This window comes from Streptomyces mauvecolor (genome assembly GCF_039532965.1).
GTDB lineage: Bacteria > Actinomycetota > Actinomycetes > Streptomycetales > Streptomycetaceae > Streptomyces > Streptomyces violascens.
Window position 1 is genome coordinate 590,598 of sequence record NZ_BAAASQ010000008.1, and the last position, 15,287, is coordinate 605,884.

Genomic DNA, 15,287 nt, shown 5'->3' on the forward strand with positions numbered 1-15,287 from the left:
GGTCAGTTCCAGGGGTCGGTGAAGGACCGTCCGGGCACCGGCTTGGCGATGAGGGCCACGGCGATGAAGAAGTTGACCTGCCCGATGGCGAACATCAAGGTGGCCAGCGCCTTGGGCTCGTAGTGCTCGGCGGCCTGCGCGTAGAGCTCGTCCGGGACGCGTTCGCCGTGTGCGGCCGGCTGGAGGGCGGCCTCCACGAGCGCCAGCGCGGCACGTTCGGCACCGGTGAAGTAGGGCGAGTCCTGCCAGGACGCCACCGACGTGATCCGCTCCTCCGACTCCCCGGCCTTGCGCAGGAACCCGGTGTGCAGCACGGTCAGGTAGGTGCTGCCGACGATCTGCCCCGCACGCAGCTGGATCAGGCTGATGGTGGCGCGCGGCACCGAGCCGTTGCCGGTGACCTTGAACAGCGCCGCCGACACCTGAGCCAGCTCCGGGACGAGCTGTGCGGGGTCTTCGGACATACGGGGAACCATCGGTACTTCCGCGGTGATCGGGCGAGTCTCCATGACCATCTCCTCAAGTCTTTCGCATGGCTGTCGCGCATCGCTGTCGTGCGCTGCCTGCTGTCACCGCTCTGACGTATCGCGACCAAGAAATGTGACCGGGGGGCGGAAGGGGGCAGGCCGACGGGTGGTGACTTCTCCCGCGCCTGTCGGCGCACGAGCCTGTGACCTGGGAGAACAAGCACTCCTCCCTTCCCCGTAGCCCGGGCAGGTACCAACTAGGTACCATCGGGGTATGCCGTCCTTGAACATCACCTTCACCGACGAGGAACTGGAAGCGGTCCGGGCCGCCGCGGCCGCCGACGGGAAATCGCTCAAGCAGTACGTCCACGACCTTCCCCTGCGCGAACAGCAGCGCCTGCAGTTCGTCCGGTACGCGCTCTCGTGGGGAGAGCAGCAGCGCGCCGAGTTCGACGAGGCCTTTCCCGACGAGGCGCCGCCAAGCTCGCGCAGCGAGGGGGTGGATGCCGCCTGATGGTCCTCTACATCGACGTGCCCTGGCTCCTCGACGTCCAGGAGCAGGCTGTCCCGGAAGACGTGAGCGTCGCCGACTACTCGGCCCTGGTCGCCGCGGTAGCCCGCCACAAGACCCGCATCCCCCGCCCGGCCACCGCCGACCCCGAACCCTCCTGGCGGGCCGCGGCGTTGCTGCATACCCTGGTACGTCTGCAACCCCTGCCGCACCGCAACAGCCTCTACGCGTGCCAGGTGACGGCCGCCTACATGTACGCGTCGGGCGAGGGCATCGACCCGCCGTACGGTGCGATGGTCGACCTCGTACGGGACATCCAGGCGGGGAAGGTGAGCGTGTACCAGGCCGCCGAGCGCATCCGGGCGTGGCGCATCTGACGGAGCGCATCGAACTTCCGTCCGCTAGGCTGGAGTTGGTCCGTGACTGGCGCTTGGGTGGAGTACCACCGGGGAGCGGCCCGGCACTTCCGCCGATGCCGCGCGCCTGGGCTACTCACTGCGAGGCTCAGGAGTGACCGGCACATGGCTCGGACACGGACAGCACGACTGATGGACGGCGCGGGCCTGGCCCGCCGCATCATCGACACCAGCGCTGCGGCCGCCGCGGACATTCATGGGCGTACGGGTACGGCCCCCTGCCTGGCCACCGTGCTGGTGGGGGAAGACCCGGCCTCGGTGACCTACGTACGGATGAAGCGCGCCCGGTGCGAGAAGGCGGGCATCCGCTCGCGGCATGTGGCCCTGCCTGCCTCGATCAGCACCAGGGGCCTGACCGAGAAGATCACCGAGCTCTCGGACGACCCCGCGGTGCACGGCATTCTGCTGCAGCACCCCGTCGGCCGCCACATCGACGAGCGCGCCGCCTTCGAGGCCATCGCCCCGGACAAGGACGTCGACGGCGTGACCACGCACTCCTTCGCGGCGATGAGCTTCGGCCTGCCGGGCTTCGTGTCGTGCACGCCGGGAGGAATCATGCGGCTGCTCGACGAGTACGACGTGGAGACGGCCGGCAAGCACGCGGTCGTGGTGGGCCGCAGCCCCATCCTGGGCAAGCCCGCCGGCATGCTCCTCCTCAGCAGGAACGCGACGGTCACGTACTGCCACTCACGCACATCCGGCCTCTCCGACATCGTCCGGCAGGCCGACATCCTGGTGGCCGCGGTGGGCCGGCCGCACTTCATCACCGGTGCGGACATCAAACCGGGCGCGGTGGTGGTGGACGCGGGCTACCACCCGGGCAACGTCGGCGACGTGGACCACGCCTCCGCGCGGGACCGGGCTGCCTTGATCACCCCGGTACCGGGCGGGGTGGGGCCGATGACCATCGCCGTGCTCCTCGCTCAAACGGTGGAGGCGGCGGGGCGGCAACTCGGCGTGAGCTGATCGTCGACTGTGGCCCGAGGCCGGCTCGGGCGGTGGTGGGGAGGAGTTCGCTGGTGCATCAGGACTCGTCGGCGACAGGGCGTAGGAACGAAGCCACATATCGGCCATGTTGCACAACAAGGCGCGTTTTCTGCATATCGCCTATCGTCGAGAACCCGGCGCCGCCCGGGTCCGGGGGTTCAGGGAGCTGACGAAGGAGAGCGGATCGTGGCGAAGGCGTACCTGGTGGGGAGTGGAATCGCGGCGCTGTCGGCGGCGGCGTTCCTGATGCGGGACGGCGGGTTCGCCGGGTCGGACATCCTCCTGCTGGAGGAGCAGGACCGGGAGGGCGGGAGCCTGGATGCGGCGGGTTCGCCCGAGACCGGCTACACCATGCGCGGCGGCCGCATGTTCGAGATCCACTTCGACTGCACCTACGACCTGCTCAGCTCGATCCCCTCCCTGGACGACCCGTCGAAGTCGGTCACGCAGGACACGTTCGCCTTCCACGACGACTTCGCGTGGAACGACCACGCCCGGCTGGTCGACGCGGCGGGCAAGGTGGTGGCCTCGCACTCCATGGGCTTCTCCGAGCGCGACCGCCTGGAGCTGGTCAGGTGCGTGGCCACCCCCGAGAGCCACCTGGACGGCAAGCGCATCACCGACTGCTTCAGCCCCGAGTTCTTCACCACCAACTTCTGGTGGATGTGGTGCACCACCTTCGCCTTCGAACCGTGGCACAGCGCCATCGAGTTCCGCCGCTACCTGAACCGCTTCGTGCACCTCTTCAAGACGTTCGACAGCATGTCGGGCATCTACCGGACCCGGTTCAACCAGTTCGACTCGATCGTCCGGCCCCTGCTGACGTGGCTGACCGGCCAGGGTGTGACCCTCCAACTCGGCACCCGGGTCACCGATGTGCGCCTTGCCGAAGGTGACGCGCTCACCGCGACCGGTCTCACCTGGACCAGGGGCGGGAAGAGTGAGGACATCGCCCTGGGCCCGGACGACCTGGTCATGGTCACCAACGGCTCGATGACGGCGAACTCCACGCTGGGTTCCACCGACACCGTCCCCGCCCTGGACACCTCCGGCTCCAGCGGATCCTGGAAGCTGTGGGAAACCCTCGCCGCCAAACGCCCCGGCCGACTCGGCAACCCATCGACGTTCAACACGTCCATCAGGGAATCGACTTGGGAGTCCTTCACCGTCACCACCAAGGACCCCACCTTCTTCAAGCTGATGGAGGAGTTCAGCGGCAGCGAGGCGGGCAAGGGCGGCCTGATCACCTTCAAGGACTCCAACTGGCTGCTGACCATCGTCCTCAACCACCAGCCGCACTTCCGCGAGCAGCCCGACGACACGTTCGTCTGGTGGGGCTACGCCCTGTTCCCCGACAGGGAGGGCGACTTCGTCAAGAAGACGATGGCGCAGTGCACCGGCGCCGAGATCCTGGACGAGGTACTCCAGCACCTGCGCTTCGAGCAGGGCCCGCAGATCCTGGACAACTCGATCGTCATCCCGGCCCTGATGCCGTACATCACCAGTCAGTTCCTCGTACGCAGCAAGGGCGACCGTCCCGAGGTCGTACCCGAGAAGTCCACCAACCTGGCCTTCATCGGCCAGTACGCCGAGATCCCCGACGACGTGGTGTTCACGGTCGAATACTCGGTACGCACGGCCTGGACCGCGGTCGCCAACCTCCTGAACCCGGACAGGCAGCCGCCGCCGGTCTACAAGGGCCAGCACAACCCCAGGGTCCTGGTCGAGGCGCTCGAAACACTGCATCGGCGTTGAGGGCGAGGCCTGCGGTCGGCTCGTGGGCGGGAACGGAAACTCCGTGGTCCCTGCGGCCGGACTGCCGGTACCGTCCGGTCACCCGGGCAGTCGCATCCGAGGTCTGCCGCGTCGAGAAAGCAGCTCCCATGACCAGCCGGCAAGCTACGACGACTTTGTGGCGCCCCACCGGGCCCGCGGAGCTGGACCTGGTCCGAGAGCTGGACTGGCGCGGATGGCCTCCTCGGCTGCCGGAGCAGCCCATCTTCTACCCCGTCCTCAACGAGGGCTTCTTCCTGTCCGCCAACTCCGGCCCGTCCGGCGTTTGAGGACGAGTGCCTTGCGGGTGCGAACGGGGCCCGGGGCGGAGCCCCAGCGCACCCCGCCCGCCCGTTGAGGCGCCCCTCCGGCAGGGAGGCGAACCCCGCGGACCGGGCCACGTACGCTCGTCCCATGGGTAGCGAGATGGGTTTGCGTGAGCGCAAGAGGCAGCAGACGTACGAGGCGGTCTCGGAAACGGCCATCGCGCTGTTCCTGGAGCGCGGCTTCGACAAGGTGTCCGTCGCCGAGGTCGCCGCGGCCGCCGGGATCTCCAAGCCGACCCTGTTCCGGTACTTCCCCGCTAAGGAGGACCTCGTACTGCATCGGTTCGCCGACCACGAGGACGAGGCGGCCCGCGTCGTCGCGGCCGGCCGGGCCGAGGGGACCGCACCGCTGCCCGCCCTGCACACCCACTTCCGCGAGGGACTGGAACGCCGCGACCCGGTGACCGGGCTGTGCGACAACCCCCACGTGCGCGCCTACTACGGCCTGCTGTACGGCACGCCGAGCCTGGTGGCCCGGCTGTACGGGTACCAGGAGAGGTCGGAGCAGGCGCTGGCCGCCGAACTCGGCGGAGGGCTCGGCGCGCGGATCGCGGCCGGCCAGATCATCGCAGTGCGGCGGATCCTCGCGGAGGAGAACTGGCGCCGGATCGTGGCGGGGGAGAGCGAGCGGGCACTGTACCCGGAGGCGGTACGGGCGGCGGACCGGGCGTTCGCGCAGCTGGCGGAAGGGCTGGGGGCCGAGTACGGGGAGGCATGACTCGCCCCGACACCCCCGGAATCCCTCCTGGTACCCCGGACCCCCCTCTCGCCGTCCCTGTCGTGCCGCCTGGCCACCCCTCATTCGTTACTGAGTAAAAAATGTAACCCGGTTGCGTTATCCTGGTCGGCATGAAGCCACTCGACCGGGAACTCGACCACGAGCGGACCTACCACGACACCTGCCGAGCGGCCCTGACCGCCATGACCGAGGGTGCCGGGCACCGCGTCGTCATCGGCGAGAACGCATTCGCCTCCGGCGCCGACGCCGAGGTGCTCGGCTATCAACTCCGCAGCTGGGCCAAGGAGTTGAGGGAGATGCCGGAGGGTCCGCTGTTCTTCGGGCGGCTCGACTTCGACGCCGCGGCCGAAGGTGACCACGCCGGCCAGAGCTATCACATCGGCCGCCGCCGCATCAGCGAGCACCCTTCCGCCCCACCCCTCGTCGTCGACTGGCGTGCACCCGTCTCGCGCCGCTTCTACCAGGCGAGCGCCCGAGACCCCCAGGGTGTCGCGGTCCGCCGGCGGTTCGGCTGGGCGCAGGGGAGCTCCGGCGCCGCCCAGGACCTGACCGGGCTTGAGGACGAGCGCCTGGTGGCGGGGGAGGTGCGCGGCGCCAGCGCGATCCTCGCCGGGGAGATCGAGCGCCCCCGCGTCGGCCCCATGCGGGACATCGCGGCGACCATCCAGCCCGAGCAGGACGACCTCGTACGCTCGGAACTGGCCGAATCCGTCTGCGTGCAGGGCGCCCCGGGCACGGGCAAGACGGCCGTCGGCCTGCACCGAGCGGCGTACCTCCTCTACACGTATCCACAGCGCATCCAGCGCCGGGGCCTCCTGGTGCTCGGCCCCAACCGCACGTTCCTCTCGTACGTCCGCGAAGTCCTCCCCGCGCTCGGCGAGTACGACATCCGCCAGTCGACCGTCGACGAGGAGGTCGTGCGCGGGACGCGCGGCCGCGACGTGCGAGCCGTCGACGCACCGGAGGCGGCGGTCGTCAAGCACGACGTGCGGATGGCCGAGGTGCTCCGCCGTGCCCTGTACGGCCGTGTCGCGCAGCCCGCCAACTCCCTTGCGCTGCGCGAGGGTTCGTACACCTGGCGGGTCTCCCGGGGGGAGCTCGCGTCGATCGTCGCGGCGGTACGGGCCGAGGCGCCGCCGTACGCCATCGGGCGGGAGCGGGTGCGCAGCCGGGCGGTCCGGGCGATCCAGCTCCAGGCGGAACGGCGGGCCGGGCCCATGAACAACACCTGGCTCCAGAAGATCACCAGGGCGCGTCCGGTGACCGAGTTCGTCGACGCGGTGTGGCCGAAGGCGAAGCCGGAAGAGGTGCTGGCCGAGCTGTTCGCGGACCCCGACGCGCTGGCCGCGGCGGCCGACGGCAGCCTCGATCCGGAGGAACAGAAGGCGCTTCTGTGGGTGAAGCCGCCCCGCTCGTGGAAGTCCGCGACGTGGTCGGCGGCCGATCTGGTGCTGCTCGACGAGGTGGCGGGCCTGATCGAGCACCCCGAGGGGTACGGGCACATCGTCGTCGACGAGGCGCAGGACCTGTCCCCGATGCAGTGCCGGGCGATCGCCCGACGCGCGGTGTTCGGCTCGCTGACGGTGCTCGGCGACCTGGCTCAGGGCACCACTCCGTGGGCGGCCCGCGGCTGGTCCGCGCAGCTCGCCCACCTGGGCAAGCCGGGCGCCCAGGTGGTGCCGCTGACGACGGGGTTCCGGGTGCCGGCCGCGATCGTGGAACTGGCCAACCGGCTGCTCCCCGCGCTCGACGTGGACGTACCGTCCGGTCAATCCCTGCGCAGGGATGGCGAGTTGAGGTATCGGAGTGCTGCGATGCCGAAGGAGCTGGCCGAGGTGGCGGTCGATGCGGTGCGGGCTGCGCTGGGCAGGGAGGGCTCGGTGGGCGTGATCGCGGCCGACCGCGACGTGCCCGCACTGGGCGCGGCCCTGGAGTCGGCCGGCCTGGACGCGGCGGCCGCTGCGCGGGTCACGCTGCTGCCCGCCACCCTCGCCAAGGGCCTCGAATACGACCACGTCGTCGCCGTCGAACCGGCCGAGATCGCAGCCGCGGAGGAGCGCGGCCTGCACCGGCTGTACGTGGTCCTGACGCGGGCCGTCTCGGGCCTGGAGATCGTCCACAGCAGGCCACTGCCGCGGGAGTTGCGGCGGGTGGGTTGAGTTCGCAGGCGGCGGGCGCTGGGCGGCGCGGTCCTGCTCCGGGGGCGGAGCCCGTGTTGTGTATCGGCGTGCACGCTGCCGCATCGGACCGGGCCGCGCCGTCTGTCACAGTGCTCCGGTGATCGTCGGACTCGCCCGCGAGCAGGACTTTCCTTGCTTGCTCGACCTGGCGGCCGGGGTCGAGCACTGGCTCGGCCCGACGGTCGAGGATCTCGCCTTCCATGGCGCGTCCATGAAGATGGGCGCCAGTTGGACGGATCAGACCAGGCCTTTCCGGTGGGCGAGCACTGCGGCCTGAACCCGGTTCTCCAGGCCGAGCCGGGTGAGGATGCGGTTGACGCGGCTCTTCACGTTCCCCTCGGTGAGGTCGAGGGCCTCGGCGATCCGGGCGTTGGACAGGCCCCGGGCGACCAGTACGAGAACCTGGAGTTCGCGCTCGGTGAGCAGATCCGCCGGCTCGCCCTCGCGCAGCGCGGGGACGGGGACCGGGGAGTTGGGCAGCAGCGCGGCCGGCAGAGCGGTGACGGTGTCGATCAGGCGGCGCGTGACGCTGGGAGCAAGTACCGCCTCCCCGTCGGCAGTCGAGCGGATGGCCTGGGCGAGCTGCTCGGGAGGGCTGTTCTTCAGCAGGAAGCCGACGGCCCCCGCCCGCAGCGCGGCATGCACGTACTCGTCCAGGTCGAACGTGGTGAGCACCAGGACACGCGGTGCCGGGCCCGGCCCGGGCCAGCACGCGGTGATGCGCCGTGTGGCCTCCACGCCGGTCGTGCCGGGCATACGGACGTCCATCAGTACGACATCGGGGCGGAGCTCGACGGCGCGGGCGACAGCCTGCTCCCCGTCGGCCGCCTCGCCGACGACCGACAGATCCTCGCGGCGGTCGATGACCAGGCGGAGCCCGGTGCGGACCATCTCCTGGTCGTCGACGAGCAGCACGCGGACGGTCATGCGTCCGCCTCCGCCGATTGGGGCGCCTTCGCGACGAGAACCGCGTACAGCCGCCAGCCGCCGTCCTCGCGCGGCCCGGCCTCCAGCACGCCGTCGAAGGCCGCGACACGTTCCCGCATGCCGACGAGCCCGCGCCCGGTCCCGCGCACAGGTGAGTGGCCCGGTGGCGCCGGGTCGTTCGCGACCTCGATGGTGAGACGGGAGTCGTCACCGCCCACGCCGACCCGCACGCCGACGGGACCGGCGTGCTTGATGACGTTCGTCAGCGCCTCCTGGACGATCCGGTAGGCCGAGATCCGCAGACCCGCGGAGAGCGCGGTCCGCGCCCGGACCTCCGACACATACGTCACGCGGCAGCCCGCCGCCGTCGCCGCGTCGATGAGCGGTTCGAGATGGTCGAGGGACGGTTCGGGCGCGAGCTCCCGTTCGTGGAACGACAGCAGCCCGAGGACGCGCCGCATCTCGATGAGCGCGGTGTCGGCGGTCCGCGCGATGAGACCGGCGCACTGCACGGCCTCGGCGGGGACGGATTCCGGTGTCATGACGTCCTCGGCGGCGCGTGCCTGGACGGCGATGGCACTGACGTGGTGGGCCACCACATCGTGCAGGTCCCGGGCGATGCGGGCGCGCTCGGTGACCACCGCCTGCCGGGCGTTGCGTTCCTGCTCGGCCTTGAGGCGCCCATTGAGCTCACGCAGGCGCTCCGCGTCGGCGCCGATCCTGCGGCGGCCGTACCCCAGAAGCCAGGCGAGGCCGAAGAAGAAGACGAAGGTCGTGGTGCTGATCGGCTCCAGTGATCCCAGGCGAGGGACTTCCCAGTGCCCGGTGAGCGCATCGGCGGCGGCGGTGGTCGCCAGGCACAGCAGCGTTCCCAGCAGGCTTGCCGGGACCGGTGCGTAGCGGGCCGCGGCATACACGCCGATCATGAGCAGGAACGGGCCGGGTATGCGGCCCTGAATCGGACTGAGCACCTGGAAGGCCACGTACAGGCAGGTCATCGCCGCCAGGACGGCAAGCGGACGCGTCCGCCTGCACAGCAGCGGAACGGTCTGCGCTCCCCACAGGGCCACTCCCCAGCCCGCCGGCTCCGGTGTGCGGTCCAGCACGGTGACCACGTCGAGCAACGTCAGACCGCCGCCCAGCGCGACGTCCGTCAGACGCGGCCGGTCGGCTGTCCACTGCCGCGCGGCTCGCGGCGCGGCTTTCATGTCGATGACCATCTCGGTCCGTCAGGCTAGACGAACCGGGGTACCCGGCGGATCGTCCCCTGGTCGTGCATCGATAGTTGCGTGGGCGTGCGGGAGATCGCCGTGGAGACGGACGTGCCATGTGGAGAGGCCCGCCTAGCGTCTTGGCCATGACGAACCTCTCGCCGGCCAACCCCCTCGCCGCCCCGACGTCGCCGCCTCTGCACAGCGAAACGGCAAAGACCAACTCCTGTGAAAAACAAGGGACGTCGTCCGCACTCCTCCGGTACGGGCTGCTGGTGCTCGGCACGGGCACGATGCTCTTCGCGGTGGGCGGGCGGTGGGACATCGCGGCCGCGGCCTGGATCTTCCCCGTGCTCCTGCTGCGCTTCGCCCGCCTGAGCCGAGTGTGGTCAGGAACGCTGTGGATCTGGCCGGCACACATCGCTGCCGCCCTCTTCTGGATCCAGGAGTCGGAGCTCGGCGTCAACCCCGTCACCGTCGTGGGCGCGATCGCACTCGCCGCCCTGCAGACGCTGCCGTTCCTGGCCGACAGGCTGCTGGCCGGCCGGTTGCGCCCGGCGGTGGCGGCCCTGGCCTTCCCCGCGGCGTTCGCCGCCACCGAGTTCCTGATCACCATGGTGACCCCGCTCGGTACGGCGTACGGCTGCCTGGCCGTCACGCAGTACGGCGACCTCCCGCTCCTGCAGATCGTCTCGGTCACCGGGCCGTGGGGGATCGGGTTCCTGATCGGCTACTTCGCGAGTACCGCCAACCGGATCTGGGAGCGGCCCGCGTGGCGCAGCGCCGTGGTCTACGGGACGGTGCTGCTGACCGTCGTGCTCGCCGGCGGAGCCCGGCTCGCCTTCGGTCCGCCGGTGAGTACGACCGTGCGGATCGCCGGGGTGAGCCCCAGCCGGACCGCCACCGACGCTCTTCGGACCGCGCTCGGGCGAATCGACGGCGGGCCGGCCGACATCGCTGCCGCGCCCGCCTCGGAGGTGGAGCCCGCGATGACCGCCGTCGAGAACGACCTGCTGGAAGCCACCCGGCGCGAGGCGGCGGCCGGAGCGAAGATCGTGACGTGGCCGGAGGAGGCCGTGAGGACCCAGGAGTCCCACGCACCCGCCGCCATCGCGGCGGCGCAGGAACAGGCCCGCCGGTCCGGGATTTACCTGGAGATCGGCGTCCGCGTCTACAGCACGACCGCCCCCGCCTTCGGCCGCGACGAGGCGCTGCTCATCGACCCGCACGGCAAGGTCCTGTGGACCTACCAGAAGGCGCACCCCATCCCCGGCTCGGAGAAGTACACGCCGGGCGACGGCCGCGTGCCCGTCGCCGACACTCCGTACGGCCGCATCGCCAATGTCATCTGCTACGACGCCGACTTCCCCGCGATGATGCGCACGCGGGCCGACATCATGCTGGTCCCCTCCGCCGACTGGAAGGAGTACGGCGGACCGCACACCGCGAAGGCGGGCCTGCGGGCCATCGAGGGCGGCTACTCGGTGGTCCGGCAGGACGCGCAGGGGGTTTCGACCGCCTACGACAACAAAGGCCATGTCCTCGCCACCGCCGACTACTTCACGACGGCTCAGCAGACGATGGTGGCCTACGTGCCCACGCACGGCACCACCACGATCTACGACCGGATCGGAGACACCTTCGCCTGGCTCTGCCTGACCGGCGTGGCCGCGTTGACGGCCGTGGCGGTGGTGCGATCCCGGCGCCGACGTACGACCGACGGCTGAGGGATGCGGAGGGGTGGCGGGGTGTGGGGGACTCGCGCGTCGGCGCTCGCCTTGACCTCAAGTGCGGTTGATGTATGAGAGTTGATGACCATGACGCACTTCACGGACCTCGTCCACCCTGCCGCCGGAACAGCTTTGATCAGTGAATGGCTCACCGGCACGCCCGAGCGCTCGCACGCGGCCGCCGACGCGATGATCGACCAGTGGGCGGCGGCCGAGACGCCCTCCGCGCTCCTGGCCCAGCACTTGTTCATCTCCACCGCCGGCACCGGGCTCCTCTTCTACGCGCAGTGGACCAGCGACGAGGACCACCTCGCGTGGGCCCGCGCCCGCCGTCTGGAGATGGTGAACCGTGTCGACACGCTGGTGCCCGGAATCGAACGTCCCGGACTCGACCGGACCCGCCTCCACCGCAGCGTGGTGCACGACGCGAAGCGCCGGCCGGGCGTGTTCGCGGTGACCACGATGGCGGCGGACGATGCGGAGAACGCAGGTGTGGCGGCGCCGGGCCTGCTCGGCGAACACATCCACCTGACGACGGACGGCGAGCGCGCGATCGTCGTCACCGAATGGACCGACGCCGCCGCGCAAGAGGCGGCCGTCACCCATGGCCTCGACGTCAAGCAGTACACACTCCACCACTCGTTCCGGAACGACCGCGCCCATGCGGGCTCGAGGAGTCCTCGCGTCTGACGAAGACCGGTGCCGCGGCCACGTTCCATTCCCTCGGCAGGGTTTCGTCCACGACCGCCCAGGACTGCTCCCTCTCCGGCGCGGACGACGTGCTCACCGCGGCGGTCGCCGGCCGACCTGGTTCAACTGACGCCAGGGACCGGGGATTTGATCAATCGGTCACAGGCCGGCTCGTCCTCATGCGCGCGTATGCGTACACGCAGCCCGCCAGGGCCAGGTCGGACAGGAGCATGAAGCCGATCGAGTACGAATCCTTCGCGCTGTAGATCGCGCCCATGACCAGGGGCGGTACGAAGCCGCCGAGGCCGCCCATCGCTCCGACGATGCCGGTCACGCTGCCCACTCGGCGCTGTGGTGTCACCTGGGAGACCAGGGCGAAGACGCTGCCGCTGGCCGTACCCAGCCCGGCGCCCATGCACAGCAGGGCGATCGTGCCGCCGGGGTACAGCGTGGGGTCGAAGGCCTGCACGATCGCCAGCAGCGCCACGAAGCCGAGCGCGGCGGCCGTGACCAGCGCGGGGTGGATGCGGTCCGACAGCCAGCCGCCGATGGGCCGGAAGACGACCGTGGCCAGGGCGAACCCCGCCGCCTTGGAGCCCGCGTCCGTCGGCGACAGTGCATACCAGGTCTTGAGATACGTCGGCAGGTACACGCCGAACGCGACGATCCCGCCGAACCCGATCGCGTACAGCGCGGACAGCTCCCACGTCACGCGCAGCCGCCCCGCCTGCCCCAGCCGCGAACCGAGCGACGCGGTGGGCACGGGCCGGTCCGGCCGGTCCGTGATCAGCAGCGCCGCAAGGGCGGCGTACGCGGCGAGGGCGATCGCAACGACCAGGAAGGGCATGTGATAGCCGTGCTTGGCGATCCGGGGCGTGAGATACCCGGACAGGGCCACGCCGCCCATGCCCATGCCGAACACGCCGAGTGCGAAGCCTCGTCTGCTGGGCGGGAACCAGGAGTTGACCAGGGGAATGCCGATCGCGAAGGTCGTGCCGCCCAGGCCGAGCAGAAAGCCGACCACGAGCATCAGGCCGTAGCTGTCGCGCGCCGGGATCAGCAGGAGGACCGGCACGATGGTCAGCGCGGACATCAACGGGAACATCAGCTTCGCGCCGTAGCGGTCGGTCAGCGCACCCACCGGAATCCGCCCGAGCGAACCGACGAGTACCGGGACGGCCACGAGCAGCGACTGCTGCAGCGAACTGAGGTGCAGCCGGTCCTTGTAATCACCGGCCAAGGGCGCGATCAGATCCCACGCCCAGAACGTCAGCGTGAACCCGACCGTCGCCATCGCCAGATTGCGGTACGCGGCGGCCGACGGCTTCAGATCGCTGTGCGTGGCGGCGGAGGGCTTCGCAACAGTGTCCACTCCCTCAGTCAAGGTGCCCGGGGCATCGGGGTCGCGCCGGGTTGCGCCGAACGGGGGACCTCCGTGCACGGCCGAGCCGCCGGTTCGGATCGGCTGACGCCCTGTCCGGCCTGGCCCGCAAGCCCGCTAGGCTCGATCGCGCACTTGGCGACGACACCTTCCCACGGGGGAACGACATGACGATTCGGCGTCCGGGCATGCCCGGCGACCTGCCGCGGCCCGAGACCCTCTGGGCGCGATGGGGCCTGCTCGCGGTTCTGGAGGCGACGACCGAGGGCGAGGAGACGCCGTCGGTGCACCGCACGGGCTGCTGGATCGACACCGGCGGCCTCCACCTCGACGACTGCGGCTGTACGTGGTGGACGCTGGCCAGGATGGGCGAGGGCCGGTTCGTGCTCTATGGGGAGGACGAGTCGAGCGACGTCAAGTGGCACAAGCCCGCCATCGACATGCTGGCCGGCGCCCCCGACTGGCTCCCCCACGAGAAGCTCCGCGACCTGCTCGAAGGGTATGAACTCGGCTGTGTCTACTGGTACGAACACGGCGCCTGGTCGCGCGCCCCGTACCCGGACGACCTCGACGACGACGGCCTGGACTGCGGGATGAGCCCTTTCGCCGACAGGAACGACGTCGTGCAGGCCATCGACCTCGGCGAGGGCGAAGGAGACACCCCGGAAACGGTCCTGGACCGAGCCGAACGGTACGAGCTGACCCCGGAAGCGCTGCAGTCCTTGGTCGCCGCGTCCGCACACGACCACTGGGATCTCCCGGCCATGCTGCGAGCGCTCCATGTGACGGGGCTGGCCGGCGGAGGCAGTTCTCCTGACGTAGCATCACATGGCAGTCAAATGGCCTGAGTTGTCGGAAGCAGCGAAGCAGCGTCGCTACTCGGCCGTGCAGAACGCGAGGAGTCGGGCAGCGGCGCATCGGAACTCGGCACGGGGCAGGGGCTCGCAGTGCAGTGGTGCGCACACCTCGAAGGGGATGCGCTGCACTGAGGTCTCGCCGGTCAGCAGTAGGTGAAGGTACTCGGGCTCTCCGTGCTCTTGGCGGCCCATCAGGACCTCGACCGTCAACCACGATCCGTGCGCGAGAGGCCCTGCTCCGGTCTGCTGTTCGCCGTCGATCAGCAGGAACTCGTTCTCGTACCGGCCCTCGGGCGGTGCCGAGAGTACCCAGCGAGCGAAAGCGGCGGCCGTGGAGGCTCCGCCGGGCATGGCGACCCGCCCGATGAAGTGGGCGGCGAACCACCAACTTTCGTCCGGCGCGGCGCCGATGGTCACCCAGAGGTCGTCCACGGGGGTGCCCGGGTGATGCCTGCCGCGCCAGCCGAACCGGAACGCCGGCAAGGGCTCGCCCTGGTTGTCACGTGGCATGGTGGCTCCCTGTGCTTGCAGGACGCCAGAGTACGAAAGGGCCCGTGCCGCTCAGCCGGTGGGGTCACCGGGGTTTGGGTAGCGTGGGGGTTCCGTACGTTCCTGCGTTCCACGGAGTGGCTCATGTACGTTCGCCGGATCGTTCCCAACTTCCGGTCCGAGGGGCAGGCCCTCGCCGAGAGTTGCGACTTCTACGGTGTGCTCGGGTTCGAGGAAGTGATGAACCACGGCTGGATCGTCACGCTCGCCTCCACGGACAACCCCGCCGTGCAGCTGAGTCTGATGACCAAGGACCAGACGGCCCCGGTCACGCCGGACGTGAGCATCGAGGTCGAGGACGTCGACGCGGTGCACCGGGCGATGGTGGAGCGTGGCGCCGAGATCGTCCACCCGCTGACGGACGAGGAGTGGGGCGTCCGCCGCTTCTTCGTCCGTGACCCGAACGGCCGGGTCGTCAACGTACTCAGCCATTCCTGAAGGACGGCACTGGCGTACACCGCGTCGAGGCCCGGTGGCCGGCAGAGCGGAACGGGCCGGCGCCGAGCTCCGCGGATACGTTTCCAACTCGCGTGAGTACGCGGG

16 protein-coding genes and 1 riboswitch are annotated in these 15,287 nt (G+C 70.2%); of the genes, 11 read left to right on the top strand and 5 right to left on the bottom strand.

The genetic code is table 11. The features are described from left to right. Window positions 1-2: 2 nt before the first annotated feature. Window positions 3-509 (bottom strand): carboxymuconolactone decarboxylase family protein, encoded by a 507-nt coding sequence (locus tag ABD346_RS10640; protein ID WP_344374010.1) that lies wholly within the window; start codon window positions 507-509, stop codon window positions 3-5. Between the two features lie 232 nt (window positions 510-741). Between ABD346_RS10640 and ABD346_RS10645 the strand changes: the two genes are divergently transcribed. The 7 genes from ABD346_RS10645 (at window position 742) to ABD346_RS10675 (ending at window position 7,378) form a co-directional block, all read left to right on the top strand. Further along, entirely contained in the window at window positions 742-981 is a 240-nt protein-coding gene (locus ABD346_RS10645) for a hypothetical protein (protein ID WP_344374012.1), read from the top strand. Next, window positions 981-1,355, top strand: coding sequence for a toxin Doc (locus ABD346_RS10650; RefSeq protein ID WP_189960120.1), 375 nt, complete (start codon window positions 981-983; stop codon window positions 1,353-1,355). Before ABD346_RS10645 ends, ABD346_RS10650 begins: the two co-directional genes overlap by 1 nt. 32 nt (window positions 1,356-1,387) lie before the next feature. Next, window positions 1,388-1,474: riboswitch (ZMP/ZTP riboswitch) on the top strand. Between the two features lie 25 nt (window positions 1,475-1,499). Next, window positions 1,500-2,360 (top strand): bifunctional 5,10-methylenetetrahydrofolate dehydrogenase/5,10-methenyltetrahydrofolate cyclohydrolase, encoded by an 861-nt coding sequence (locus tag ABD346_RS10655; RefSeq protein WP_344374013.1) that lies wholly within the window; start codon window positions 1,500-1,502, stop codon window positions 2,358-2,360. Between the two features lie 207 nt (window positions 2,361-2,567). Beyond that, the gene (locus tag ABD346_RS10660; RefSeq protein WP_344374014.1) at window positions 2,568-4,136 is read left to right on the top strand and encodes an oleate hydratase; all 1,569 of its coding nucleotides are present in this window, start codon (window positions 2,568-2,570) and stop codon (window positions 4,134-4,136) included. A gap of 128 nt (window positions 4,137-4,264) precedes the next feature. Further along, window positions 4,265-4,444 (top strand): hypothetical protein, encoded by a 180-nt coding sequence (locus ABD346_RS10665; RefSeq protein ID WP_344374490.1) that lies wholly within the window; start codon window positions 4,265-4,267, stop codon window positions 4,442-4,444. A gap of 124 nt (window positions 4,445-4,568) precedes the next feature. After that, window positions 4,569-5,198, top strand: coding sequence for a TetR/AcrR family transcriptional regulator (locus tag ABD346_RS10670; RefSeq protein ID WP_344374015.1), 630 nt, complete (start codon window positions 4,569-4,571; stop codon window positions 5,196-5,198). A gap of 131 nt (window positions 5,199-5,329) precedes the next feature. After that, window positions 5,330-7,378 carry a HelD family protein gene (locus tag ABD346_RS10675; protein WP_344374016.1) on the top strand — a complete coding sequence of 683 codons (2,049 nt, stop codon included), beginning with the start codon at window positions 5,330-5,332 and terminating at the stop codon, window positions 7,376-7,378. Between the two features lie 258 nt (window positions 7,379-7,636). Here the strand turns inward: ABD346_RS10675 and ABD346_RS10680 are convergent, their stop codons facing one another. Continuing rightward, window positions 7,637-8,326, bottom strand: a complete 690-nt coding sequence (locus ABD346_RS10680; RefSeq protein ID WP_344374017.1) for a response regulator — start codon at window positions 8,324-8,326, stop codon at window positions 7,637-7,639. Then, the gene (locus tag ABD346_RS10685) at window positions 8,323-9,534 is read right to left on the bottom strand and encodes a sensor histidine kinase (protein WP_344374019.1); all 1,212 of its coding nucleotides are present in this window, start codon (window positions 9,532-9,534) and stop codon (window positions 8,323-8,325) included. Before ABD346_RS10685 ends, ABD346_RS10680 begins: the two co-directional genes overlap by 4 nt. A gap of 149 nt (window positions 9,535-9,683) precedes the next feature. Between ABD346_RS10685 and ABD346_RS10690 the strand changes: the two genes are divergently transcribed. Together ABD346_RS10690 and ABD346_RS10695 are read left to right on the top strand one after the other, a co-directional pair. Next, on the top strand, window positions 9,684-11,264 hold the full coding sequence (locus tag ABD346_RS10690; RefSeq protein ID WP_344374020.1) for a nitrilase-related carbon-nitrogen hydrolase: 1,581 nt from the start codon (window positions 9,684-9,686) through the stop codon (window positions 11,262-11,264). A gap of 90 nt (window positions 11,265-11,354) precedes the next feature. Next, complete coding sequence (locus tag ABD346_RS10695) at window positions 11,355-11,957, top strand: hypothetical protein (protein WP_344374021.1); 603 nt, start codon at window positions 11,355-11,357, stop codon at window positions 11,955-11,957. Between the two features lie 151 nt (window positions 11,958-12,108). Here ABD346_RS10695 and ABD346_RS10700 read toward each other — a convergent pair whose 3' ends face one another. Next, complete coding sequence (locus ABD346_RS10700) at window positions 12,109-13,251, bottom strand: MFS transporter (protein WP_344374464.1); 1,143 nt, start codon at window positions 13,249-13,251, stop codon at window positions 12,109-12,111. 254 nt (window positions 13,252-13,505) lie between these two features. Between ABD346_RS10700 and ABD346_RS10705 the strand changes: the two genes are divergently transcribed. Then, window positions 13,506-14,186, top strand: a complete 681-nt coding sequence (locus tag ABD346_RS10705; protein WP_344374022.1) for a hypothetical protein — start codon at window positions 13,506-13,508, stop codon at window positions 14,184-14,186. A gap of 27 nt (window positions 14,187-14,213) precedes the next feature. Here ABD346_RS10705 and ABD346_RS10710 read toward each other — a convergent pair whose 3' ends face one another. Further along, window positions 14,214-14,705 (bottom strand): hypothetical protein, encoded by a 492-nt coding sequence (locus ABD346_RS10710; protein ID WP_344374023.1) that lies wholly within the window; start codon window positions 14,703-14,705, stop codon window positions 14,214-14,216. A 123-nt stretch (window positions 14,706-14,828) separates the two neighbouring features. Here ABD346_RS10710 and ABD346_RS10715 point away from each other — a divergent pair, with 123 nt between their 5' ends. Further along, complete coding sequence (locus ABD346_RS10715; RefSeq protein ID WP_344374024.1) at window positions 14,829-15,182, top strand: VOC family protein; 354 nt, start codon at window positions 14,829-14,831, stop codon at window positions 15,180-15,182. Window positions 15,183-15,287: the final 105 nt, after the last annotated feature.

Bases quoted from the DNA above. Each gene is read 5' to 3' on its own strand.
- ABD346_RS10695 (WP_344374021.1), top strand. From the start codon at position 11,355: ATGACGCACTTCACGGACCTCGTCCACCCTGCCGCCGGAACAGCTTTG.
- ABD346_RS10710 (WP_344374023.1), bottom strand. From the start codon at position 14,705: ATGCCACGTGACAACCAGGGCGAGCCCTTGCCGGCGTTCCGGTTCGGC.
- ABD346_RS10680 (WP_344374017.1), bottom strand. From the start codon at position 8,326: ATGACCGTCCGCGTGCTGCTCGTCGACGACCAGGAGATGGTCCGCACC.
- ABD346_RS10685 (WP_344374019.1), bottom strand. From the start codon at position 9,534: ATGAAAGCCGCGCCGCGAGCCGCGCGGCAGTGGACAGCCGACCGGCCG.
- ABD346_RS10670 (WP_344374015.1), top strand. From the start codon at position 4,569: ATGGGTAGCGAGATGGGTTTGCGTGAGCGCAAGAGGCAGCAGACGTAC.
- ABD346_RS10655 (WP_344374013.1), top strand. From the start codon at position 1,500: ATGGCTCGGACACGGACAGCACGACTGATGGACGGCGCGGGCCTGGCC.
- ABD346_RS10665 (WP_344374490.1), top strand. From the start codon at position 4,265: ATGACCAGCCGGCAAGCTACGACGACTTTGTGGCGCCCCACCGGGCCC.
- ABD346_RS10700 (WP_344374464.1), bottom strand. From the start codon at position 13,251: ATGGCGACGGTCGGGTTCACGCTGACGTTCTGGGCGTGGGATCTGATC.
- ABD346_RS10645 (WP_344374012.1), top strand. From the start codon at position 742: ATGCCGTCCTTGAACATCACCTTCACCGACGAGGAACTGGAAGCGGTC.
- ABD346_RS10650 (WP_189960120.1), top strand. From the start codon at position 981: ATGGTCCTCTACATCGACGTGCCCTGGCTCCTCGACGTCCAGGAGCAG.
- ABD346_RS10715 (WP_344374024.1), top strand. From the start codon at position 14,829: ATGTACGTTCGCCGGATCGTTCCCAACTTCCGGTCCGAGGGGCAGGCC.
- ABD346_RS10675 (WP_344374016.1), top strand. From the start codon at position 5,330: ATGAAGCCACTCGACCGGGAACTCGACCACGAGCGGACCTACCACGAC.
- ABD346_RS10705 (WP_344374022.1), top strand. From the start codon at position 13,506: ATGACGATTCGGCGTCCGGGCATGCCCGGCGACCTGCCGCGGCCCGAG.
- ABD346_RS10640 (WP_344374010.1), bottom strand. From the start codon at position 509: ATGGAGACTCGCCCGATCACCGCGGAAGTACCGATGGTTCCCCGTATG.
- ABD346_RS10690 (WP_344374020.1), top strand. From the start codon at position 9,684: ATGACGAACCTCTCGCCGGCCAACCCCCTCGCCGCCCCGACGTCGCCG.